Below are 21,578 nucleotides of genomic sequence, written 5' to 3'. Positions count from 1 at the left end.
CGGGCGTGGCGTTGAGTATTTTTGGAAAGATGAAAGATCAGGCTGCGAAAAACAGACCTGTCGCGGCTTTCCCTGTGCGGGGATTTGCGGCACAACGAATGGATGACGCCTGATGACCTTGTCCTGAGCCCGCTAGGCCTGCGATTTCGCGGGCTCCGTTATCCCTGTACCATCGGGCGGGGCGGGATATCGGCACGCAAGCGTGAGGGCGACGGGGCGACGCCAGTCGGGGTGCACCGGATTGTTGGCATGATGTACCGGCCTGATCGCATGGCGCGGCCCGCCGATTGGGCCGTGCCGATCCGGCCCGGCGATCTTTGGTCGGATGATGCGGGCCATGAAGACTATAACATGATGGTGCGCGCGCCCTATCCTCATAGTCACGAGGCGCTGCGCCGGGGCGACCCGCTTTATGATCTGGTGCTGATCACGGATTGGAACTGGCCCGAGGCGGTGCCGCGGCGGGGGTCCTGCATCTTTATCCATCGCTGGCGGCGGCCCGGCTATCCGACGGAGGGATGCATCGGGCTGCGCCCGGATCACCTGCGCCGGATTGCCGGGCAGATCACCGAAAGGACGCGGTTGATCGTCAGGGGCTAGGTGTAGTCGCGTTCGCCGAAGATCGCGCTGCCGACCCGGATATGTGTGGCGCCAAGGGCGATGGCACGCTCGAAATCGCCGCTCATGCCCATCGACAGACCGCTAAGCCCGTTGCGCGCCGCCATTTTTGCCAGAAGCGCGAAATGCAGGCTTGGTTCTTCGTCTACGGGAGGGATGCACATCAGGCCCTTGACCGGCAAATCAAGCGCGCGGCAGTCGGCCACAAAGGCATCGGTGTCACCCGGCAGAACGCCGGCTTTCTGGTCTTCTTCGCCGGTGTTGACCTGAAGGAAGAGATCGGGGCAATGCCCGGTTTCCTGAGCCAGCCGGGCGATGGTCTGGGCCAGTTTGGGGCGGTCAACCGAGTGGATCGCCTGAAACAGATCAAAAGCCTGACGCGCCTTGTTGGTCTGAAGCGGGCCGATAAGATGCAGGTCGATCCCCTCATAACGCTCGCGAAAGCCGGGCCATTTGCCGGCCGCCTCCTGCACGCGGTTTTCGCCGAATGTGCGGTGACCCTCTTCAAGCACTGCCTCGACGCGCGCATCGGGCTGTACCTTGGACACCGCGATCAGGGTTACGCTGCCGGGCGCACGCCCGGCCTCTGCCTCGGCTTTTTGAACGCGCTCTTTGATCTCGCTCAGGCCCATGGGTCATTTCCTTTCAGAAGTGGCGGTGTTTCACCCATGCCACAACCGCCGGATCGGGCACAAGTGCATGCAGGCCTGTCAAACGCCTTGCCCCTCTGGCCCAGCTTGGATAGTAGGGAAGAGAAACAGTGTCGGACGGTGCCATGATCAAACCCCGTATGAATATCGCTGGCCTTAGTGTGGCCTGCCTTGTGCTATTGGCCGGTTGCGCCGGGTTTCAGGATGCAAAACTTGATCCTGACGCGATGACGGTCAAGGGCGGGCGCGAGTCCAACGCGCGTGGCGCTGGCGGTTCGATTTTTGATGCCTTCAAGGGCGCCAAGGATGAGGTCAAGGTCAACCGCTTTCTCTGGACGGCGACGCTTCAGGTGCTCGATTTCCTGCCTGTTGAGGCCGCTGATCCGTTTACCGGTCTGATTTCGACCGGCTATGGAACCCCTCCGGGGGGCGGTCAGGCCTATCGTGCCACAGTGTTGATCAGTGATCCGGCCTTGGATGCGCGGTCCCTGAACGTTGCGTTACAATCGCGCGGTGGACCAGTCAGCGCCGCCACCGAGCGCGCGGTCGAGGACGCGATCCTGAATCGGGCCCGTCAGTTGCGGATCAACGCGGCGAAGTTCTGATTTGGGCAAAATGCATGCCGGGGCGTTCTCCTCGGCACGGCGCTTTGCACCCCGTTTTGGCTAGAGCGGCTGATCCATCACATCCTTGACCCAGTCGATTTGCCGGGGCAGGCAGATTGTTTGAAGATCATACTGCGCGCGGATCATCTTGCGGGCGGTATCGCCCAGGCGCCTGCGCGCGGCATCGTCCTCGAGCAGATCACAGACCTGATCGACAAGGCCGTCGCCGTCAAAGAAATCGACAAGCCGCCCGGTTTCATCATCGCGGATCACTTCGCGCACCGGCGCGGTATCGCCGGCCACGATAGCCGCGCCACAGCTCATCGCCTCAAGCAAGCTCCAGCTCAGAACAAACGGATAGGTCAGATAGACGTGAACGCGGGTGACCTGAATCAGGCGCAGGAACTGATCATAGGGGATGCGCCCAAGGAACCGGACCCTTTCCCAATCGGCATCTGAAATCTGGTCGCGCACCTCGTCGATGAAAATCTGTTTCCAGGTTTTCCCCATCGGCGCGCGCGCGCCATAGCTTACCTCGTCGCCGCCCACGACAAGCACGGTCGCATTCGGGCGTTCGCGCAAAAGCCGGGGCAGGGCGCGCATGAAGATGTGATAGCCGCGGTAAGGTTCCAGGTTGCGGTTCACGAAGGTGATCACCTCGTCCTTGCGGGTGACGTCGCATTGCCCTTCGATGGTAAGGCGCACATCCGGGGCAGGACGGGCCTGAACCGTGTTGATGCCATCGTGGCTCAGGGTGATGCGCTCGCGGAAGGGCGCGGGAAATGTATCGGCCTGAAACGCCGTCGGGCTTATCCCGGCATGGGCAAACTCGAAATGCAGATGGTTGTTGAGGTTCTTCATCCGAATGCGCAGCGGCTCGACCTCGGGGGATTTGCTGGCGAATTCCGGGTCGAAATTCAGATGCGGAAAGCCTGCGTGGTGATAAAGCTCGCAGTACAGGCCCATGCGCGCCTTTGGCCAGACATCGCGCAGAAACATCGATTCGCCCCAACCGGGATGCGCCAGGATAAGATCCGGCTCGAATCCCGCATCGCGTATCTTGCAGGCCGCGCGATAACAGGCCTCGCCGCGCGTGATCTTGGTATCGAGATCAACCAGCCAAGGATGAAGCTTTTGACCGTCCCGCTCCGGCAGGGCATAGGGCAGAACCCGCACCCCTTGCCAGTTGGTCGCCTCTTTCACCCGCAGGGTCAAGGCCACGCATTTATGCCCCTGCCGCGCCAAAAGCGGGGCCAGATGCTTGTATTGTCCGGGGAAATTCTGATGGATGAAAAGGATTTTCATGTAAATTGCCGCTGCCTCTGTCACTTGTGGGCTTATAATACTGCCACTGCGTGCTGCAAAGCCCTGCATTTTTGGCCCTACCCACTGGACCCGCGTGCAGCGAGGCCCTATCACCGCCCCAACACCGTCATCACAGATAAGGGGCGCCGTCCATGTCGCGCTATTCAGCCGCTGAAATCGAAGCGAAATGGCAACAGGCCTGGGATCAGGCCGGTATTTTCAAGGCCGCCCGCGAGGGCGGCAAGCCAAAATACTATGTGCTGGAAATGTTCCCCTATCCCTCGGGGCGCATCCATATGGGCCATGTGCGCAACTATACGATGGGCGATGTCGTGGCGCGCTACAAGATCGCGACCGGGCATAACGTGCTGCACCCCATGGGCTGGGACGCGTTCGGCATGCCGGCCGAAAACGCCGCGATGGCGATTGGCGGGCATCCCAAGGACTGGACCTATCAGAACATCGCCGACATGCGCGCCCAGATGAAGCCGCTTGGCCTCAGCATCGACTGGAGCCGCGAATTCGCGACCTGCGATCCGGAATATTACGGCCAGCAACAGGCGCTCTTTCTCGATATGCTCGCCGAGGGTCTGGTCTATCGCAAGAATGCCGTGGTCAACTGGGATCCGGTCGATATGACCGTTCTGGCCAATGAGCAGGTGATTGACGGCAAGGGCTGGCGTTCTGGTGCCGAGGTGGAGCGCCGCGAGCTGACGCAGTGGTTCTTCCGCATTTCCGATATGGCCGAAGAGCTTCTTGAGGCGCTGGACGGGCTTGAAAACTGGCCCGCCAAGGTGCGCCTGATGCAGGAAAACTGGATCGGCAAATCGCGCGGGCTTCAGTTTGCCTTTGGTCTTGTCGACGGATTTGACGGGCATGACCGGGTTGAGGTTTATACCACCCGTCCCGACACCTTGATGGGCGCGTCTTTCGTGGGCATTTCGCCGGATCATCCGCTTGCCAAGACGCTTGAACGCGACCGCGAGGATGTGGCCACCTTTTGCGTTGAGGCCCGCAAAGGCGGCACCACCGCCGAGGCCATCGAAAAGGCCGAAAAGATGGGCTTTGACACTGGCCTGCGCGCGCGCCACCCGTTCGACACATCCTGTGAATTGCCGGTCTATATCGCCAATTTCATCCTGATGGACTATGGCACCGGCGCGATTTTCGGCTGTCCGGCGCATGATCAGCGCGACTTTGAGTTTGCCACCAAGTACGAGCTGCCGATCATCCCGGTGTTTGAGCCGCTTGACGGAGGTGCCGAGCCGCTGAGCGAGGCCTTTGTGCCCGCGAAATCCGAGAAAACCCGCTTTGTGCGCGGCTTTGCGGGCGACGAGGAGCAGACCGGCGAAGCGGCGGTGAGTGCCGCGATCGAGTTCTGCGAAGCCAATGGCGTCGGGCAGGGCGTGACCAAGTTCCGCCTGCGCGATTGGGGCCTGTCGCGGCAACGCTATTGGGGCTGTCCGATTCCGGTGGTGCATTGCGAGGCCTGCGGCGTGGTGCCCGAGGCCAAGGAAAACCTTCCCGTCCAATTGCCCTACGATGAGGATGGCACGCCGATTGATTTCTCGGTTCCCGGCAATCCGCTTGACCGCCATCCCACATGGCGCGATTGCACCTGCCCCGCCTGCGGCGCGCCCGCGACCCGCGAAACCGACACGATGGATACCTTTGTCGATAGCTCGTGGTATTACGCCCGCTTCACGGCGCCGCATGCCGCGACGCCCACCGACATGGCCGAGGCCGAATACTGGATGAACGTCGATCAATATATCGGCGGCATCGAGCACGCTATTTTGCACCTGCTTTATTCGCGCTTCTTTGCCCGCGCGATGCACATCACCGGGCATTTGCCGAAAAAGGCAATCGAGCCTTTCAATGCGCTGTTCACCCAAGGCATGGTCACGCATGAAATCTATCAGACCCGCGATGCCAGTGATCGCCCGGTCTATCACCTGCCCGAAGAGGTCAGCGACGGCAAACTGGCCGATGGCACCCCGGTCGAGATCATCCCGTCGGCGAAAATGTCGAAATCCAAGAAGAACGTGGTCGATCCGGCCAGCATCATCTCGGCCTATGGCGCCGATACAGCGCGCTGGTTCGTGTTGAGCGACAGCCCCCCCGAGCGTGATGTGGAATGGACCGCCTCTGGCGCCGAGGCGGCCTCCAAGCACCTTGCCCGCGTCTGGCGTATCGCCTCCGAGATCGCCAATGCCTCCGAGGCGGCCACGCCAGAGGCCGACGAGGCCCTTCTGCGCGAGATGCACAAGGCCGTGGACGAGGTCACCAAGGGCGTCGAATCCTTTGGCTTCAACGCGGCAATCGCCCGGCTTTACGCCTTCACCAACACGCTGGCGCGCTCAAATGCGGGCAAGGCGGCCAAGACCAAGGCCACCCTGACCCTGGCACAGCTTATGTCGCCGATGACGCCGCACCTGTCCGAAGATATCTGGGCGATGCTGGGCGGCACCGGGCTTGTCGCCACCGCGCCCTGGCCTGTGGCCGACCCGGCGATGCTGGTCGATGAAAACGTGACCCTGCCGATTCAGATCAACGGCAAGCGGCGCGCAGAAATCAGCGTTCCGCATGATATGCCGAAGTCTGAGGTTGAAAAAATCGCGCTGGCCCATGATGCTGTGGTCAAGGCGCTGGATGGGGCCCAGCCCAAGAAGGTCATCGTCGTCCCCGGACGGATCGTGAATGTTGTCATTTAACCGCCGCCATCTGCTTTTGCTGGGGGCCGCTGCCCTTGGAGCCTGCGGGTTTACCCCGGCCTATGCGCCGGGCGGGGCGGGCAGTGCCCTTCGGGGGCAGATCGAGATTGACGCGCCCAACACCCGCGCAGGGTATCTTCTGACCCGCGCGCTTGAAGAGCGTTTTGGGCGAACCTCTGCGGGGCGCTTTGGGCTTAGCTATGGCATTGATATCCGGCAGGATTCGAGCGCGATCAGCGCCAGCAACGTGGCCACCCGGTTTAATGTTCTGGGCAACGTGACCTATGCCCTGCGCGATCTTGAAACCGGCGCGGTGGTGACCTCGGGCAAGGTTGACAGCTTTACAAGCTATTCCGCCTCGGGCACGCCGGTTGCCACGCTGGCCGCCGAACGCGACGCCGAAACGCGCCTGATGAACATTCTGAGCGAACAGATAAGCACCCGCCTTCTGGCCGCCGCGCCAACCCCGGCGCAATGAAACTTTCGCCCCGTGATGCGCCGCGGTATTTCTCGCGGCCCGAACCGGGGCGCGCCGGCCTGTTGATCTATGGCCCCGATGCCATGCGCATTGCCCTCAAACGGCAAGAGGTGATTGCCGCCCTGATCGGCCCCACCGGCGAAGAGGAAATGCGCCTGACCCGCATGTCGGCGGGTGATCTGCGCAAAGATCCGGCCCTGTTGCTTGATGCGATCAAGGCGCAGGGGTTTTTCCCCGGCCCGCGCGTCGCCTTTGTCGAAGAGGCGACCGAGGTGCTTTCAGCCCCGATTCTTGCCGCCCTTGCCGATTGGGCAGAGGGCGACGCCCAGATCATCGTGAGCGCCAACCAGCTCAAGGCGACATCGAAATTGCGCAAGGCGTTCGAGGGCCACCCCAACGCCTATGCCGTCGGGATTTACGACGATCCGCCCTCGCGCGCGGATATCGAGGCGTCCCTGGCCAAGGTCGGGTTGAGCAATGTCGGCTCTGGCGCGATGACCGATCTGACGGCGCTTGCGCAGGATCTTGACCCCGGTGATTTCCGCCAGACCATGGAAAAGCTTGCGCTCTACAAGATCGACGATGACACCCCGGTGACGGCGGATGACATCACTGCCTGCGCGCCTGCCTCGACCGAGGCCGATCTTGATGATGTGCTCAATATCGTGGCTGAAGGCCGCTCGCCCGAAATCGGCCCGGTGATGCGGCGCCTCAAGGCGCAGGGCACCCAGCCGGTGACGCTTTGCATCGGCGCCACCCGGCATTTTCGCGCGCTCTATACGGCGGCTTCTGATCCCGGTGGCGCGGCACAGGGCATCGGCCGCATGCGCCCGCCGATCTTTGGCCCGCGCCGTGATCGCATGCTGCGCCAGGCACAGGGCTGGGGCGCGCCCAAGCTTGAACAGGCGCTGACGATCCTCACCGATACCGACCTACAATTGCGCTCGGCCGGGCAACGCGCGCCGGGCATGGCCCTTGTCGAGCGCGCCCTGATCCGTCTGGCGATGCTCGCGGCAATGCGCTAACCGCTAGGCATTGCACCTGCCTTCCCTTTAGGTGAAGCTGTGCCAATCACTCACAACAGGGAAATTTCGTATGTATGACGTCATCGGCACCCGCGCCAGCCGCGCCTTTCGCGTGCTTTGGATGCTAGAAGAACTTGGCCAGGACTATAACCACATCCCGGCCGCGCCCCGCTCGCCCGAGGCGCTTGCCGCCAACCCGTCGGGCAAGATCCCGGCGCTGCGGGATGGTGATGCGGTGCTGACCGATTCCGCCGCGATCATGACCTTTCTGGCCGACAAGCATCGCGCGCTGACCAATGCGCCGGGCACCGTTGCGCGCGCCCGTCAGGATGCCTTCACCCACCAGATTCTGGATGACATCGACGGCGTTCTCTGGACCGCCGCGCGCCACAGCTTTGTCTTGCCCGAAGAGCAGCGCGTGCCCGAGGTCAAGGAGTCACTGAAATGGGAATATGCCCGCAATATCGCGCGCCTGTCCGATGCGCTTGACGGGCCGTTCCTGAAGGGCGAAGAAATGACCATTCCGGACATGCTCTTGGTTCATTGCATGGGCTGGGCCAAAAAGGCGGGTTTCCCGGATGCCGGTGACAAGCTGAATGCCTATGCGGCGACCATCATGGAGCGTCCGGCCTTTCAGAAAGCGGCGGCACTGCCCTGATAGGCGGCGGCGTGGCGCCCGGCCCAACGCCCGGTCGCAAGGCAGGCGGTCAACAGATAGCCGCCTGTCGGCGCCTCCCAGTCAAGCATCTCTCCGGCGGCAAAAACGCCGGGGCGATGGCGGATCATCAAGCCTCGATCCAAAGCCTCGAACCGCAGCCCCCCGGCGGTTGAAATCGCCTCGTCCATCGGGCGCATCCCGGCAAGGCGAAGGGGCAATGCTTTCAAAAGTTGTGCGGGATCATCGGGCAGGGGGTGGCCAAATTCCATCAACAGCGCCTGTTTCACCGGATCAAGCTTCAGCGCCTTGCGCAGCCGGTTTTGCAGGCTGTCGCGGCCTCTGACCTTATTCAGCTTATCGGCGATCTGCGCCTCTGTCATGTTGGGTAGAAGATCAAGCACAAGCGGCGCGCCCTCGCGCAGCGCGGCACTGACCTCATACACCCCGCCGCCCTCAATCCCGCTTGCTGAGATGATAAATTCGCCACGTGAGTGAAGCGGCCCGGCCCCAAGTGCAACGCCTTTGACGGGCTGTCCGAAATGACGTTTCATATGCGCGGACCACTCGACCCGGGCACCGACATTCGCCGGTTTGAACGCCTCGATATCCTCGGGGTTCATTTGCCTGGCCCAGGCCCCGCTCGATCCAAGCCGCGCCCAGCTTGCGCCGCCACAGGCCAGAACCGTCACGTCGGGCGTAAGTCGTTGCACCCCCTCAGGCGTGTCGAAAACGGCGCCCTCATCCCAGCCCTGCCAGGACCAGCGGGTGCGGATGTCGACCCCCACTTCGCGCAGGTGCTTGAGCCAGGCGCGCAACAGCGGCGAGGCCTTCATCACGCGCGGGAATACCCGCCCCGTGGTGCCGGTAAAGAGATCCTGGCCAAGGCCACGCGCCCAGGCCTGCACCGCGTCCGGCCCAAACTCGGCCAGCATCGGGCGCAAGTGCGGGGCGGCCGCGCCGTAAGCGGCAAGAAAGCTGTCGGCACTTTCCACCTTGGTCAGGTTCAACCCGGATTTACCCGCCATCAGAAATTTGCGCCCGACCGATGGTTTGGCCTCCGTGACCACAACCCGGTGCCCCGCGCGCGCCAGCACGTCCGCCGCGATGAGCCCCGCAGGCCCGGCCCCGATGACAAGCGCCCCTGTCATGACAGCGGGTTCACCCCTTTGTGATGCACGACGCGTTGCGGATAAGGGATTTCGATACTGTTGGCCTTGAGCACGTTCCAGATCGCAAAAAGCACGCCAGAGCGGTATTTCTGAGTCAGATCCTCGATCCCTTCGACCCAATATTCGACGCTGAATTCCACGCCGCTATCGGCGAAGGCCTTAAGCTCGCATTCCGGACCGTCGGGGTCTTGCAGGATAAAGGGCAGCTTGCGTACGGCGGCCTCGACCATCTCGGGGATCAGGTTGATATCTGTCTCGTAGCTGACGGAAAACGCCGCCTCATAGCGGTGGCGCTTGCCGGCATCGGAATAGTTGACCACCCGGCTGGTGATGAAATCCTCGTTGGGCACCACGATCCAGCGCCCATCGATAGTTTCTAGAATGGCGGCGCGGGCGGTCATTTTGAAAATCGTGCCCTCCTCGCCATTGTCCAGTACCACGTAATCGCCGACGGTGGTCTGCCCCTCGAGCAACAGGATGACACCCGAGACGAAATTCGCTGCGATCTGTTGCAGGCCAAGCCCGATACCAACACCAAGCGCGCCGCCCAAGACGGCGATGGCCGTCAGGTCGATGCCCATGATCGACATCAGCAAGAGGAACGCGGCACCGAAAATCACGATCTGGCTGGCCTTCATCGCCAGTTCCCGCGTGGCGGGGCGCAGCTCTTCCTGGCGCTTGATGTAATCCTCGGATTGCGTGTGCGACCAGCGGCCAAGCCAGAACAAAAGCGCGCCCGAAACCGCCCCGCGGATCAGCGCGAGGACCGAAAAGCTGATGTTGCCAAGGTTGACCGAAATCGCCGCAAGCTTTGCATTGGCAACGTCAAGCAGGCCGAAAAGATAAAGAGCGGCAACCGGCATCAGAACGAACCGCCCCAACATGCGCAGGAACGGGTCGGTCAGAATCTCCCGGACGAAAAGGCGCGCTGCCAAAAACAGGAACAGCCGCTTGCCAAGGGCGATCACCTCGCCCGAGCCAAAGATCGAACGGGTCACGCCCTCGCCAATTCCAGTCAGGCCATAGGCCAGCAAGGGCATCAAAAGCGGTAGGAATATCAGCACAAAGCGCCGCGCCGAGGCGATGACGTTCTCCTGCCCTGCGGGAGGTGTCAAAAACCGGGTCAGGCTGGGGACAAGGCGGCGACTGATCAGCACGGCCAAAAGATAGGCGGCAACCAAAAGCGCGAATTGCGACCAAGCGGCGGGGCTCAGCAGCCAGGCCTGCGCCATCTCCCACCCCTGAAGGGCATAACCCATCGCCTGGGTGATAATTTCTGGTTGCCCGTCCATCACATACCTCTTGTCTTTTAACCACTGCGCGCCATCCTCTTGCCCGCAGTGGGTGAAAGGATCAAGTCATAGCGTCAGAATTACCAATCTGCCCGCTTTGTGGCCGGGGCATTCTGCCGGGCACGCGGCAAAGCCTGCATCACCTTGTGCCGAAACTTAAGGGCTGCAAGGGCGGTGCCACCATCTTGTTGCACCAGATCTGCCACAACGAAATCCATGCCACGCTGACCGAGGCCGAGCTGGCGCGCGACTTTAGCACGATCACTGCGCTGCGTGCGCATCCGCGTCTTGCAAAATTCATTGCCTGGGTGGCAAAGCGGCCGCCCGATTTCCACTCGAAAACACCGGGCAGGCGGCGCAAGCGCTAGCCACGCAGAGCCCAGAAAATTAGACGAATTTTCTGATCCATTTTCTTTCAAAGAAAATGACCGCCAGCCCGCTCTGTCAGTGCGCGCCGAGGCAAAGACGTTTGATCGCGGCCGCATGATCGGGACTGGCGGCAAGCGCATCCTCCGCCAGTTCATGCACTGCCCCGATCAGGCCGTCGCGCGTCACGACTCGGTCGAACAGGCCCCAGCCAAGCGCCTCATCGGTCTTTATCTTCGCGCCCGCCAAAAGGATCATGCGCGCCCGTGCGGGCCCGATCAGCGCGGCAAGGCGCGCGGGGTCACTGGGTTGCGGCAAAAACCCGAGCTTCATCACCGGATAAAACGCCCCTGCGCCCTCGACCGCGATGCGTATGTCACAGGCCAGAACCATGCCCATCGCGCCCCCCGCGACCGTGCCGTTGAGCGCGGCGATACTTAGCCCCGGCAGCTTGGCAATCGCGCCTGACAGGCGCTCCCACTCGGGACTTGTGGCAAGACCGGCACGCGCGGCTGCAAGATCTGCCCCGGCGGAAAACACCTTGCCCGCGCCGGTCAGCACAAAAACCCGTGCATCTTGCGCAGCCTCGGCGATATCGGCCAGCTCTGTCAGCATCGGCTCGGTCAGGGCGTTGGCCTTGTCGGGCCGGTTCAGCGTTGCGGTCCAGAGCCCGCCGTCGCGGGTAAGCGTGACAAGATCAGAGCCGCTCATGTCAGGCCCGCGCGCTTGCGAATATCCTCGTCGCGCAGCGAGATTTCCTGGCCGGCAAAGTCATCTGCCGCCGCCGAGCACATCCATAAAAGCGCCTTCGCAGGCCACTCGGGCGGGATGTGGTCGGACCAGTCAAGCTGGCTCACGGCATTGACACCGCTTTTCTTGATCTCGCGCTGCATATCGGTTGCCACCGTGCCCGGCGAAAGGCCCATCACCCGGATACCCTTATCGCGGTTCTCCAGATCAGCGCTTTGGGTCAGCATCGCCGCCCCCGCCTTGGAGGCGCAATAGGCGCTCCAGCCGTCAAGCGCGTTATGGGCGGCCCCGGAACTTATGGTGATGATCGTGCCCGAGCCTTGTGCCAGCATGCCGGGCAGGGCGGCGCGCATGCCGTTGAAAACCCCCTTGAGGTTGACGTCGATGGCATGGCCCCAGCTATCGGGGTCGGCGGTGCTGAGTGAGGTGATCGGATCAATCACCCCGGCATTGCCGATCAGCACGTCAAGCCGACCAAAGGCGGTGTGACAGGCCGCGACGGCTGCCTCGACCTCCCAATAGCGGCTGACGTCGCAGGGGATGGCGATGGCCCGCGTGCCGATTTCACCGGCAATCTCGGCTATCGCATCGCCATTGCGCGCCACGAGCGCGACATTGGCTCCGGCGGCGGCGAAAACCCGCGCAGTGGCGGCGCCGATTCCCTTGCTGGCGCCGGTGATCAGAACGCATTTACCCTGCATGCTCATGGTCTTCCCTTCCTTTGTCTGCGCCCAACCTAATCCGCACCCGGTCCAAGTTCCAGCCAGATCGCCACTTGACCCGCCCGGCCCGACAGCCGAAGCTATGGCCGAATTTGAATTTGAAAGGTGTCATCATGGCCGCTTCCCACTCTCTCATCGCCTCGGCGACGCTGGTTTCCGTCGCGCTTTCGGGCAGTGCGGCGCTGGCTGATGTCACGGCTGATCAGGTCTGGCAGGACTGGAAGGCTTATCTCACCACCTTTGGCTATGAGGTCACCGGTGACGAGCAACAGTCGGGCAATACCCTTGCCATCAGCAATATCGCGATGACGGTCACCGTGCCTGATACCTCCGGATTTGCCACCCTGCGCATGAACCGGATGGAGCTGATCGAAAACGCCGATGGCACGGTGTCGGTCGTTCTGCCCGCCACCACCCCGATGGCCCTTATCACCGAGGTCGAACCGGGCAAGACCGCGACGGCCACTATGGAAATTGCGCAGAGTGGTTTGGTCATGACGGTCTCGGGCACCCCGGATGCGATGCAATACGCCTATGGCGCCAAAGAGATATCGCTTGGCCTGAACGCGTTGGATGTCGATGGCGAAGCGGTTGACATTGGCGCGGCCAGCATTGCCCTGGCGAATGTCAAAGGCAGCAGCCAGAGCGTTGACGCAGGCGGGATCCGTGATGTCCGCCAGAAAATGACAGCAGGCCCGGTGACCTATAAGCTGGATTTCACCGACCCGACCGAGGGAGGCCACCTGGCGATGACCGGCGCAATCGCAGCTGCGGCCTTTGATGGTGATGTCAGCCTGCCGCCAATGATCGACAACTCTGACATGGTGGCAAGCCTTGAGGCCGGGTTTCGCTTTGACAGCGGCATGACCTATGAAGACGCCAGTGTCGCCTACCGAATCGAGGGGGATGGCGATACGCTTGAGGGCACAAGCACCTCTGCGGGTGGTGGCCTTAGATCGGTCTTTGGTCCTGACGGTCTTGAGTATGAAGCCGAGGGGCGCGACATCAGCATCGCCGTCACGGGCAATGAATTGCCGTTCCCGGTGACCTTCGGCATGGCGCGCAGCGGTTTTCGCATGCAAATGCCGGTGGCGCAGGGCGAAGAGACCCAGGATTTTGCTATCGCGATGGAATTTGGCGATTTCACCCTCTCCGACATGATCTGGTCGCTGTTTGATCCGGCGGGCCAATTGCCGCGCGATCCGGCGACAATTGCCTTTGATTTGACCGGCAAGGGGCGGCTTTTTGTCGATCTTATGGATCCCGAACAGATGGAAGACCTCGGCACCAGCGGCGATACCCCGGGCGAGCTTGAATCGCTCAGCCTCAATAGCCTGACGGTCGCGGCGGCGGGGGCCACCCTGACCGGGGATGGCGCGTTCACCTTTGATAATTCCGACCTGACAAGCTTTGACGGCGTCCCGGCCCCCGAAGGGGCCGTTGATCTGAAACTGGTGGGCGGCAACGGCCTGTTGGACCGGCTCATCGCCATGGGGTTTGTGCCGCAGGATCAGGCCATGGTCGCGCGCATGATGGTGGGCATGTTCGCCGTTGTCGGCGAGGGCGAGGATACGCTAAATTCCAGGATCGAGGTCAATGATCAGGGCCATGTTCTGGCCAATGGTCAGCGGCTGAGGTAACCACGCCAGCCTTGCACGGGGATTGGGCCGCAGGCATTGCTTGCGGCCTTTTCACAGGCCCAACCCTTGCGCGACCGGGCGGCGCGGTCTACCTCTGAGCCGCAACAAGGAGAGTGCCATGTCCCAAGCGCTGAATGATCTGACCCAGGCCCTGATTGACGCCGCCCTCAAGGCCGGTGCCGGGGCGGCGGATGCCATCGCGGTCCGGGGCAGTTCCGTCACGATCGACATGCGCGGCGGCGCCCTTGAACAGGCCGAGCGCGCCGAAGGTGTCGAGATCGGATTGCGCGTGCTGATCGGCGGGCGACAGGCCAATGTGTCGGCCTCGGATACCCGGCCCGAGACGATCAGCACCCTGGCCGAGCGGGCCGTTGCCATGGCGCATGAGGCGCCTGAGGATCCCAATGTCGGGCTTGCCGACCCGGATCAGCTTATCCGCGACTGGGATGTCTCGGCGCTGCAACTTTGTGATCCGGCGGGTGAACCCGCGCCCGATGCCCTTGCGCAGATGGCACAAGAGGCCGAGGCGGCGGCGCTTGGCGTAAGTGGCGTGACACAGGTGCAATCCGCCAGTGCCGCCTATAGCGGGCGGGCGATGCATATTGCGGCCAGCAACGGGTTTTCCGGCGGCTATAAGCGCACCGATACCGGCGTGTCCTGTGTGGCGATTGCCGACAGCGGTGCCGGAATGGAACGCGATTATGATGGTGACAGCCGGGTTTTCGCCGCCGACCTGCGCGACCCAGCCGAAATTGGCCGGATCGCAGGCGAGCGCGCGGTCGAACGCCTTGGCGCGCGCAAGCCGCCCACCGGAAGCTATCCGGTGCTGTTTGACGAGCGTATTTCCGGGACCCTGATCGGCCACCTTCTGGCGGCGGTCAATGGTGCGTCGGTGGCGCGCGGCTCGTCCTGGCTGCGTGACAAGCTCGGCGAGGTTGTCCTGCCCGAGGGCCTGTCGATTATTGAGGACCCGCACCGCCCGCGCATCGGCGGTTCGCGCCCGTTTGACGCCGAGGGGCTGCCGACGCGCCGCCGTGCGATTGTCGAAAACGGTGTGTTGATGGGCTGGACGCTTGATCTTGCGAATGCGCGCAAGCTTGGCATGCAATCAACCGGCAACGCGGTGCGCGGCACATCGGCGCCGCCCTCGCCGGGCACGTGGAATATCGCCCTGACCCAGGGCAGCCAGAGCCGTGATGACCTTATCGCAGAGATGGGCACCGGGCTTTTGGTGACCTCGATGATCGGCTCGACGATCAACGCCAATACCGGGGATTATTCGCGCGGCGCGGCGGGGTTCTGGGTGGAAAATGGCGAGATCACCTATGCGGTGAACGAATGCACCATCGCCGGAAGCCTGCCAGAGATGCTCAAGGCGATGATCCCCGGCAACGATGCGCGCACCCATCTGAGCCGCGTTGTGCCCTCTATTCTGGTCGAGGGGCTGACGCTTGCCGGCACCTGATCTGAGCCTTTTGATTGAGGCCGCCCAGGAGGCGGGGCGCATCGCGACGCGCCATGCCAAGGGGCCGATTGATCCCTGGGAAAAGCCCGATGGCACCGGCCCGGTGACCAAGGCCGATCTGGCCGTGAATGCGATGCTGGCAGAGAGCCTGCGCGCGGCGCGGCCCGGTTATGGCTGGCTCTCTGAAGAGTCCGAGGATGGCGCGGCGCGCCTTGGCCATGACCGGGTGTTCATTGTCGATCCGATCGACGGCACCCGAAGCTTTATCGAGGGCTCTGACACCTGGGCGCATGCGCTTGCGGTGGCCGAAAAAGGCGTGGTGGTGGCCGCCGTCATCTATCTGCCGCTGCGCGACAAGCTTTATTCTGCGGCGGCGGGGCAGGGGGCATTCCTGAACGGCGAGCCGATCCGTTCGGCCGGGCGGGCCGACCTCGCCGGGGCCTCGATTCTGGCTGCGAAACCCAATTATGCGCCCGAGCATTGGCAGGGTGGTATCGTGCCAGAGGTCAAGCGCGCCTATCGCCCCTCGCTGGCCTATCGCCTTAGCCTTGTGGCCGAGGGGCGCTTTGATGCGATGCTCACGCTGCGGCCAAGTTGGGAATGGGACATTGCCGCCGGTGATCTTATCCTGCGCGAGGCGGGCGCGCAGACCTCGGACCGCCGCGCCGGGAGACTGATCTTCAACAATCCCGTGCCGCAGGTAAATGGCGTGGTGGCCGCCAACCCGGCGCTGCACCTTGCGCTTCATGGCGCTCTGGCCAAGTAGACGCGCGCGAGCAGTCTTGCGGAATTCTGCTTGCATCGCCCCCTGATCCGGGTCCAATGCGCCCCTAGCTAATCAGACAACAGGCAAAAATGGCCCGCTCGGACAACATAACAGGCGCGTTGCTGATGATGGCGTCGATGGCGGCGTTCACCTTCAACGATGCGCTGATCAAGACGCTGGCCGGGGAAATCCCACTGTTTCAGGTTATGTTCATGCGCGGGGTGGTGACCACAATCGCGGTGGCCATCATCGCCTGGCGCATGGGGGTTCTCGGGCGGCGCTTGCCGCGCGCCGATTGGGGGCCGGTGTTTTTCCGCATGGTGGGCGAAATCGGCTCTGCCTATTTCTTTGTCACCGCGCTGTTCAACATGCCGATCGCCAATATCAGCGCGATCATGCAGGCGCTGCCGCTGACCATTACCCTTGCCGCTGCCCTCTTTTTCCGCGAGCCGGTGGGCTGGCGTCGGATGCTGGCGATCATGGTGGGGTTTGTCGGGGTGATGCTTATCGTGCGGCCGGGCACCGAGGGGTTCAATGTCTATTCGGTCTATGGTCTGGCGGCTGTGTCGTTCGTCACCCTGCGCGACATGGCCACGCGGCGGCTGTCGCGCGACGTGCCCTCGATGACCGTGACCTTGATCACCTCTGTGTTCATCATGACCTTTTTCGGCCTCGCCAGCCTGTCGGAGCCCTGGGCGCCGGTGGATGCGCGCGCTGCGCTTGTGATCGGCGGCGCGGCGGTGATGATCATCGGCGGTTATCTGTTTTCGATCATGGTGATGCGGGTGGGCGAGATCGGCTTCATCGCGCCGTTCCGCTATACAAGCCTGATCTGGGCGCTTGCGCTTGGCTGGCTGGTGTTTGGCGACTGGCCGCAGACCATCACCCTTGTCGGCGCGGGCATCGTGGTGGCCAGCGGGCTGTTCACGCTTTACCGCGAAATGCAGGTCAGCCGACGTGCACGGGCGGAGCAGAAAAGACGGCTTTCACTTGGTCCTCGTCCACGTTGAACTGCGCCTTGAAAATGGCGCGCTGCTTGTCGGTCAGCGGATGCATCGGGCCGGGGTGATAATTGGCGGCGGAATCATTATCGTCATGCTTGGAGCGCAGATACATATAGGGCGTTGGATTGATCATCGTGACCATGTTGTGATGCAGCTTGTGATGGGCGAAATTCATCACCGTGCGCGGATCGCCCGGACGAAACAGCACCGCAAGACCGCAGGCCCAGAACGGAGTTAGCACATCCTCGGCCATGATCCCCTGATCCGAGAGCTTTACCGAGAAGCCGTGATTGAACTCAATCGCCATATAGCGCCATCTCTTGCGCATCGCGGCGCTGTGTTTGACGAACCAACGCAGGCTTCGGATAAAGTTAACGCCGACGGCATCATCGTCATCCAGCCGGAACTGGATTGATTCGCTTTTGTCGTCGCCAAGCTCTTCCTTGATCGCGAGTTGCATCGCCAGGCGGTGCCGCATCGGCACGCTTTCGACGATCTTGATCTGTTCGATCCCCGCCGTCAGATCATAGAGGCGGTCGCGGTAAGGTCTCGGCAGGCTTTCACCGATCAGCACAAGAAAAGTGAAATCCTTGCGCTTCTGGGCGGCAATCGACGGCAGGGTCAGGGTTTCAAAGTGGCGAAACCGCAATTCCATCCGCTCCGGGGCATATAAATAGGCCTCACGATCCTCGACCGTGTCATGCATTCGCTTGAACCCGCCAACGGCAGGATAGGAAAACCGGCAAATCCCGATCACTCGCATCTTGAAACGCTCCAGCTGGCGGCGCTTGTTCGCCGCTCTCGTGTCAGATACATCGCACCCGCAGGGCTTTGGCGCAAGGGCGGCGCGGGCTGTTGACAAGCTCCGCGACTCCCCATATACGCGCCCCATCCCGGCACTGGGGGTCGCCCCGTCGCCGATATCAGAACTGAAGTGGTCAAGATCCGGGCCTATGCCCCGATCCTCTGGAAACCCACCGCGTCGGACCCAAATTTACCGGGTGCGATAGCGGTCTTTGCGTATTGCGGACGCGCGATATGTATTTGATTAACCGCACGTGTGAGCGTGCAGACACATGTGTTGAGAGACGGGGAAAGAACCGGAATGCCAACGATCCAACAGCTGATCCGCAAGCCGCGGCAGCCAAAAGTCAGAACCACAAAGTCACAGCACCTGCAGGGTTGCCCTCAGAAACGTGGCGTTTGTACACGCGTCTATACCACGACGCCGAAGAAACCGAACTCGGCCATGCGGAAGGTTGCCAAAGTGCGCCTGACTAATGGCTTCGAGGTCATTTCCTATATTCCCGGTGAGAGCCACAACCTTCAGGAGCACTCTGTTGTCCTGATCCGTGGCGGCCGTGTGAAAGACCTTCCCGGTGTGCGTTACCACATCCTGCGCGGTGTTCTGGATACCCAGGGCGTCAAGGATCGTAAACAGCGCCGTTCCAAATACGGCGCCAAGCGTCCGAAATAAGAGGATTAAAAGATGTCACGCCGTCACGCAGCAGAAAAACGCGAAGTTCTGCCCGATGCCAAATATGGCGATCGGGTTCTGACAAAGTTCATGAATAACCTGATGATCGACGGCAAAAAGTCCGCCGCCGAGAAAATCGTGTACAACGCCCTTGATCGGGTCGAATCCAAGATCAAGCGCGCACCGGTCGAAGTGTTCCACGAAGCACTCGAAAACATCCAGCCCTCGGTCGAAGTTCGTTCGCGCCGTGTAGGTGGTGCCACCTATCAGGTGCCGGTCGAAGTGCGCCCCGAGCGTCGTGAAGCCCTGGCGATCCGTTGGTTGATCAACGCATCGCGTGGCCGCAACGAACACACGATGGAAGAGCGTCTTGCCGGCGAATTGCTGGATGCCGTTCAGAGCCGTGGTTCGGCCGTTAAAAAGCGCGAAGACACTCATAAGATGGCCGAGGCGAACAAAGCCTTCAGCCATTACCGCTGGTAAACCTCTAGAGGCAATTCATCATGGCACGCGATTATCCGCTCGAACGCTATCGCAACTTCGGCATCATGGCCCATATCGACGCAGGCAAAACGACCTGCTCGGAACGGATCCTGTTTTATACCGGCAAATCCCACAACATTGGTGAGGTGCACGATGGTGCGGCCACCATGGACTGGATGGAGCAGGAGCAGGAACGCGGGATCACGATCACCTCGGCTGCGACCACCACTTTCTGGCAGCGCCAGGAAGAGCCCACACCCGAGGCGACATCCGACACGAAATACCGGATGAACATCATCGACACCCCCGGCCACGTTGACTTCACCATTGAGGTCGAGCGTTCGCTTGCGGTTCTTGATGGCGCGGTTGCCGTGCTTGACGCCAACGCAGGTGTTGAGCCGCAGACAGAAACCGTTTGGCGTCAGGCCGACCGGTATAAAGTTCCGCGCATTGTTTTCGTCAACAAGATGGACAAGATTGGTGCCGACTTCTTCAACTGTGTGAAGATGATCAAGGATCGCACTGGCGCGATTCCCTGCCCGATCCAGATTCCGATCGGGTCCGAGAACGAGCTGGAAGGCATGGTTGACCTCGTCACCATGCAAGAGTGGGTCTGGGAAGGTGAAGATCTTGGCGCGAGCTGGGTCAAGAAACCGATCCGCGACAGCCTGAAGGATCAGGCTGACGAATGGCGCGCCAACATGATCGAGATCGCCGTCGAGATGGACGATGCCGCGATGGAGGCCTATCTTGAAGGCGAAGAGCCTGATGAAGCCACCCTGCGCAGCCTGATCCGCAAGGGTACGCTGGCAATCGCCTTTATCCCGGTTCTGTGTGGTTCTGCCTTTAAGAACAAAGGTGTTCAGCCGCTTTTGAACGCTGTCATTGACTATCTGCCCAGCCCGCTGGACGTTGTCGATTACATGGGCTTTGCGCCTGACGACGAGACCGAGACACGCAACATCCCGCGCCGCGCGGATGATAGCATGCCGTTCTCGGGTCTTGCGTTCAAAATCATGAACGACCCCTTCGTTGGCACCCTGACCTTCACACGTATCTACTCGGGTATGATGAAAAAGGGCGACACGCTTCTGAACGCCACCAAAGGCAAGAAAGAGCGTATCGGTCGTATGATGATGATGCACTCGATCAACCGCGAAGAGATTGAAGAAGCCTTTGCTGGCGACATCATCGCGCTTGCGGGTCTCAAGGATACCACGACTGGTGACACGCTTTGCGATCCCAAAGAGCCGGTTGTTCTGGAAACCATGACCTTCCCCGATCCGGTTATCGAAATCGCGGTCGAGCCGAAGACCAAAGGTGACCAGGAAAAAATGTCGACCGGTCTGGCGCGTCTTGCCGCCGAGGATCCGTCCTTCCGCGTGGAAACTGACATCGAATCCGGTCAGACCATCATGAAGGGCATGGGCGAACTTCACCTCGATATCCTGGTGGACCGTCTGCGCCGCGAATTCAAAGTCGACGCCAACATCGGTGCGCCTCAGGTGGCCTACCGTGAGACGATCGGCCACGAAGTCGAGCACAGCTACACCCACAAGAAACAGTCGGGTGGTTCGGGTCAGTTCGCTGAGATCAAGCTTATCATCTCGCCGACAGAGCCGGGTGAAGGCTTCTCGTTCGAGAGCCGCATCGTCGGCGGTGCCGTGCCCAAGGAATACATTCCGGGCGTCGAAAAAGGTATCCGTTCGGTGATGGACAGCGGCCCGCTTGCCGGCTTCCCGGTCATCGACTTCAAGGTCGCCCTGATCGACGGTAAGTTCCACGATGTTGACTCCAGCGTCATGGCATTCGAGATCGCTGGCCGCATGGGCATGCGTGAAGGTCTGCGCAAAGCTGGCGCCAAGCTGCTTGAGCCGATCATGAAGGTCGAAGTCGTGACACCGGAAGAATACACCGGCAACGTCATTGGCGATTTGACCTCGCGTCGTGGTCAGGTGTCTGGCCAGGAACAGCGCGGCAATGCCATCGCGATTGATGCGAAGGTTCCGCTGGCCAACATGTTTGGCTACATCAACACGCTGCGCTCGATGTCTTCGGGGCGTGCCCAGTTCACAATGCAATTCTCGCATTACGATCCGGTCCCGCACAACATCTCGGAAGAAATCCAAGCGAAATACGCATAACTGCGGTGGGCCACTGGCCCACCCTACCAACCCCGTAGGGTGCGTGAGGTCACGCACCGCACACGACAATCAAGGAGGCCACCATGGCTAAGGCAAAGTTTGACCGCTCAAAACCGCACGTAAACATCGGCACCATTGGTCACGTTGACCATGGCAAGACGACGTTGACGGCTGCGATCACGAAATACTTCGGCGATTTCAAAGCCTATGATCAGATCGACGGCGCGCCCGAAGAAAAGGCACGCGG

Annotated in this window: 22 protein-coding genes; 15 read left to right on the top strand and 7 right to left on the bottom strand. The window is 61.5% G+C overall.

All coding sequences use genetic code 11. The annotated features are described in order from the left end of the window. The first annotated feature begins 102 nt into the window (after positions 1-102). The gene (locus BUB78_RS14815; RefSeq protein ID WP_073199311.1) at positions 103-600 is read left to right on the top strand and encodes a L,D-transpeptidase family protein; all 498 of its coding nucleotides are present in this window, start codon (positions 103-105) and stop codon (positions 598-600) included. Here the strand turns inward: BUB78_RS14815 and BUB78_RS14810 are convergent. Next, positions 597-1,250 carry a YggS family pyridoxal phosphate-dependent enzyme gene (locus tag BUB78_RS14810; RefSeq protein WP_073199309.1) on the bottom strand — a complete coding sequence of 218 codons (654 nt, stop codon included), beginning with the start codon at positions 1,248-1,250 and terminating at the stop codon, positions 597-599. The genes BUB78_RS14815 and BUB78_RS14810 overlap by 4 nt on opposite strands. A gap of 143 nt (positions 1,251-1,393) precedes the next feature. On the opposite strand from BUB78_RS14810, the gene BUB78_RS14805 reads away from it, so the two are divergent. Continuing rightward, positions 1,394-1,873 (top strand): DUF3576 domain-containing protein, encoded by a 480-nt coding sequence (locus tag BUB78_RS14805; protein ID WP_073199306.1) that lies wholly within the window; start codon positions 1,394-1,396, stop codon positions 1,871-1,873. A gap of 60 nt (positions 1,874-1,933) precedes the next feature. Here BUB78_RS14805 and BUB78_RS14800 read toward each other — a convergent pair whose 3' ends face one another. Continuing rightward, positions 1,934-3,178: a glycosyltransferase gene (locus tag BUB78_RS14800; protein WP_073199304.1), complete on the bottom strand. Its 1,245-nt coding sequence runs from the start codon at positions 3,176-3,178 to the stop codon at positions 1,934-1,936. Between the two features lie 152 nt (positions 3,179-3,330). Between BUB78_RS14800 and leuS the strand changes: the two genes are divergently transcribed. From leuS to BUB78_RS14780, 4 genes are all read left to right on the top strand, one after another. Continuing rightward, a complete protein-coding gene (leuS, locus tag BUB78_RS14795) occupies positions 3,331-5,892 on the top strand; it encodes a leucine--tRNA ligase (RefSeq protein ID WP_073199303.1) in 2,562 nt (853 codons plus the stop codon). After that, complete coding sequence (gene lptE, locus BUB78_RS14790) at positions 5,879-6,370, top strand: LPS assembly lipoprotein LptE (RefSeq protein ID WP_073199301.1); 492 nt, start codon at positions 5,879-5,881, stop codon at positions 6,368-6,370. The genes leuS and lptE overlap by 14 nt, the downstream gene beginning before the upstream one ends. Then, positions 6,367-7,395 (top strand): DNA polymerase III subunit delta, encoded by a 1,029-nt coding sequence (holA, locus tag BUB78_RS14785; RefSeq protein ID WP_073199298.1) that lies wholly within the window; start codon positions 6,367-6,369, stop codon positions 7,393-7,395. The genes lptE and holA overlap by 4 nt, the downstream gene beginning before the upstream one ends. 70 nt (positions 7,396-7,465) lie before the next feature. Further along, positions 7,466-8,053 carry a glutathione S-transferase family protein gene (locus BUB78_RS14780; protein ID WP_073199296.1) on the top strand — a complete coding sequence of 196 codons (588 nt, stop codon included), beginning with the start codon at positions 7,466-7,468 and terminating at the stop codon, positions 8,051-8,053. On the opposite strand, the gene BUB78_RS14775 is transcribed toward BUB78_RS14780, so the two are convergent. Both BUB78_RS14775 and BUB78_RS14770 read right to left on the bottom strand, forming a co-directional pair. Then, positions 8,029-9,201 (bottom strand): TIGR03862 family flavoprotein, encoded by a 1,173-nt coding sequence (locus BUB78_RS14775; RefSeq protein WP_073199294.1) that lies wholly within the window; start codon positions 9,199-9,201, stop codon positions 8,029-8,031. The two genes, BUB78_RS14780 and BUB78_RS14775, sit on opposite strands and share 25 nt — an antisense overlap. After that, on the bottom strand, positions 9,198-10,514 hold the full coding sequence (locus BUB78_RS14770; protein WP_073199292.1) for a mechanosensitive ion channel family protein: 1,317 nt from the start codon (positions 10,512-10,514) through the stop codon (positions 9,198-9,200). The genes BUB78_RS14775 and BUB78_RS14770 overlap by 4 nt, the downstream gene beginning before the upstream one ends. A gap of 68 nt (positions 10,515-10,582) precedes the next feature. Between BUB78_RS14770 and BUB78_RS14765 the strand changes: the two genes are divergently transcribed. Next, positions 10,583-10,882 (top strand): HNH endonuclease, encoded by a 300-nt coding sequence (locus tag BUB78_RS14765; protein WP_073199290.1) that lies wholly within the window; start codon positions 10,583-10,585, stop codon positions 10,880-10,882. A 76-nt stretch (positions 10,883-10,958) separates the two neighbouring features. Here BUB78_RS14765 and BUB78_RS14760 read toward each other — a convergent pair whose 3' ends face one another. Beyond that, a complete protein-coding gene (locus tag BUB78_RS14760; RefSeq protein ID WP_073199288.1) occupies positions 10,959-11,591 on the bottom strand; it encodes an enoyl-CoA hydratase/isomerase family protein in 633 nt (210 codons plus the stop codon). Then, on the bottom strand, positions 11,588-12,337 hold the full coding sequence (locus BUB78_RS14755; RefSeq protein WP_073199285.1) for an SDR family oxidoreductase: 750 nt from the start codon (positions 12,335-12,337) through the stop codon (positions 11,588-11,590). Before BUB78_RS14755 ends, BUB78_RS14760 begins: the two co-directional genes overlap by 4 nt. Before the next feature lie 128 nt (positions 12,338-12,465). Here BUB78_RS14755 and BUB78_RS14750 point away from each other — a divergent pair, with 128 nt between their 5' ends. The 4 genes from BUB78_RS14750 to BUB78_RS14735 all read left to right on the top strand — a co-directional run bounded on the left by BUB78_RS14750 (position 12,466) and on the right by BUB78_RS14735 (position 17,233). Continuing rightward, positions 12,466-13,992, top strand: coding sequence for a DUF2125 domain-containing protein (locus BUB78_RS14750; protein ID WP_084732887.1), 1,527 nt, complete (start codon positions 12,466-12,468; stop codon positions 13,990-13,992). A gap of 118 nt (positions 13,993-14,110) precedes the next feature. After that, entirely contained in the window at positions 14,111-15,457 is a 1,347-nt protein-coding gene (locus BUB78_RS14745) for a TldD/PmbA family protein (RefSeq protein WP_073199283.1), read from the top strand. Further along, positions 15,444-16,223, top strand: a complete 780-nt coding sequence (locus BUB78_RS14740; RefSeq protein WP_073199282.1) for an inositol monophosphatase family protein — start codon at positions 15,444-15,446, stop codon at positions 16,221-16,223. The genes BUB78_RS14745 and BUB78_RS14740 overlap by 14 nt, the downstream gene beginning before the upstream one ends. A gap of 89 nt (positions 16,224-16,312) precedes the next feature. After that, positions 16,313-17,233: a DMT family transporter gene (locus BUB78_RS14735; RefSeq protein ID WP_073199280.1), complete on the top strand. Its 921-nt coding sequence runs from the start codon at positions 16,313-16,315 to the stop codon at positions 17,231-17,233. Here BUB78_RS14735 and BUB78_RS14730 read toward each other — a convergent pair. Continuing rightward, positions 17,172-17,990: a glycosyltransferase gene (locus BUB78_RS14730; RefSeq protein ID WP_073199278.1), complete on the bottom strand. Its 819-nt coding sequence runs from the start codon at positions 17,988-17,990 to the stop codon at positions 17,172-17,174. The genes BUB78_RS14735 and BUB78_RS14730 overlap by 62 nt on opposite strands. A 342-nt stretch (positions 17,991-18,332) precedes the next feature. Here BUB78_RS14730 and rpsL point away from each other — a divergent pair, with 342 nt between their 5' ends. From rpsL to BUB78_RS14710, 4 genes are all read left to right on the top strand, one after another. After that, a complete protein-coding gene (gene rpsL / locus BUB78_RS14725) occupies positions 18,333-18,704 on the top strand; it encodes a 30S ribosomal protein S12 (protein WP_008281863.1) in 372 nt (123 codons plus the stop codon). A 12-nt stretch (positions 18,705-18,716) separates the two neighbouring features. Continuing rightward, entirely contained in the window at positions 18,717-19,187 is a 471-nt protein-coding gene (gene rpsG, locus BUB78_RS14720; protein WP_073199276.1) for a 30S ribosomal protein S7, read from the top strand. 20 nt (positions 19,188-19,207) lie between these two features. After that, complete coding sequence (gene fusA / locus BUB78_RS14715; RefSeq protein WP_073199274.1) at positions 19,208-21,331, top strand: elongation factor G; 2,124 nt, start codon at positions 19,208-19,210, stop codon at positions 21,329-21,331. A gap of 83 nt (positions 21,332-21,414) precedes the next feature. Then, positions 21,415-21,578: GTP-binding protein (locus BUB78_RS14710; RefSeq protein ID WP_245813515.1), on the top strand; the 164-nt coding region annotated here is incomplete at its 3' end.

It is taken from the genome of Roseovarius marisflavi (assembly GCF_900142625.1).
Taxonomy (GTDB): domain Bacteria; phylum Pseudomonadota; class Alphaproteobacteria; order Rhodobacterales; family Rhodobacteraceae; genus Roseovarius; species Roseovarius marisflavi.
This window is presented reverse-complemented; position numbering and strand designations above follow the sequence as displayed.

Excerpts from the sequence above, each read along its gene's own strand:
- holA (WP_073199298.1), top strand. The coding sequence starts at position 6,367 with ATGAAACTTTCGCCCCGTGATGCGCCGCGGTATTTCTCGCGGCCCGAA.
- BUB78_RS14800 (WP_073199304.1), bottom strand. The coding sequence starts at position 3,178 with ATGAAAATCCTTTTCATCCATCAGAATTTCCCCGGACAATACAAGCAT.
- BUB78_RS14780 (WP_073199296.1), top strand. The coding sequence starts at position 7,466 with ATGTATGACGTCATCGGCACCCGCGCCAGCCGCGCCTTTCGCGTGCTT.
- BUB78_RS14730 (WP_073199278.1), bottom strand. The coding sequence starts at position 17,990 with ATGCGAGTGATCGGGATTTGCCGGTTTTCCTATCCTGCCGTTGGCGGG.
- BUB78_RS14735 (WP_073199280.1), top strand. The coding sequence starts at position 16,313 with ATGGCCCGCTCGGACAACATAACAGGCGCGTTGCTGATGATGGCGTCG.
- BUB78_RS14755 (WP_073199285.1), bottom strand. The coding sequence starts at position 12,337 with ATGAGCATGCAGGGTAAATGCGTTCTGATCACCGGCGCCAGCAAGGGA.
- rpsG (WP_073199276.1), top strand. The coding sequence starts at position 18,717 with ATGTCACGCCGTCACGCAGCAGAAAAACGCGAAGTTCTGCCCGATGCC.
- BUB78_RS14770 (WP_073199292.1), bottom strand. The coding sequence starts at position 10,514 with ATGGACGGGCAACCAGAAATTATCACCCAGGCGATGGGTTATGCCCTT.
- BUB78_RS14815 (WP_073199311.1), top strand. The coding sequence starts at position 103 with ATGACGCCTGATGACCTTGTCCTGAGCCCGCTAGGCCTGCGATTTCGC.
- BUB78_RS14760 (WP_073199288.1), bottom strand. The coding sequence starts at position 11,591 with ATGAGCGGCTCTGATCTTGTCACGCTTACCCGCGACGGCGGGCTCTGG.
- lptE (WP_073199301.1), top strand. The coding sequence starts at position 5,879 with ATGTTGTCATTTAACCGCCGCCATCTGCTTTTGCTGGGGGCCGCTGCC.
- BUB78_RS14810 (WP_073199309.1), bottom strand. The coding sequence starts at position 1,250 with ATGGGCCTGAGCGAGATCAAAGAGCGCGTTCAAAAAGCCGAGGCAGAG.
- fusA (WP_073199274.1), top strand. The coding sequence starts at position 19,208 with ATGGCACGCGATTATCCGCTCGAACGCTATCGCAACTTCGGCATCATG.
- leuS (WP_073199303.1), top strand. The coding sequence starts at position 3,331 with ATGTCGCGCTATTCAGCCGCTGAAATCGAAGCGAAATGGCAACAGGCC.
- BUB78_RS14750 (WP_084732887.1), top strand. The coding sequence starts at position 12,466 with ATGGCCGCTTCCCACTCTCTCATCGCCTCGGCGACGCTGGTTTCCGTC.
- BUB78_RS14775 (WP_073199294.1), bottom strand. The coding sequence starts at position 9,201 with ATGACAGGGGCGCTTGTCATCGGGGCCGGGCCTGCGGGGCTCATCGCG.
- rpsL (WP_008281863.1), top strand. The coding sequence starts at position 18,333 with ATGCCAACGATCCAACAGCTGATCCGCAAGCCGCGGCAGCCAAAAGTC.
- BUB78_RS14745 (WP_073199283.1), top strand. The coding sequence starts at position 14,111 with ATGTCCCAAGCGCTGAATGATCTGACCCAGGCCCTGATTGACGCCGCC.
- BUB78_RS14805 (WP_073199306.1), top strand. The coding sequence starts at position 1,394 with ATGATCAAACCCCGTATGAATATCGCTGGCCTTAGTGTGGCCTGCCTT.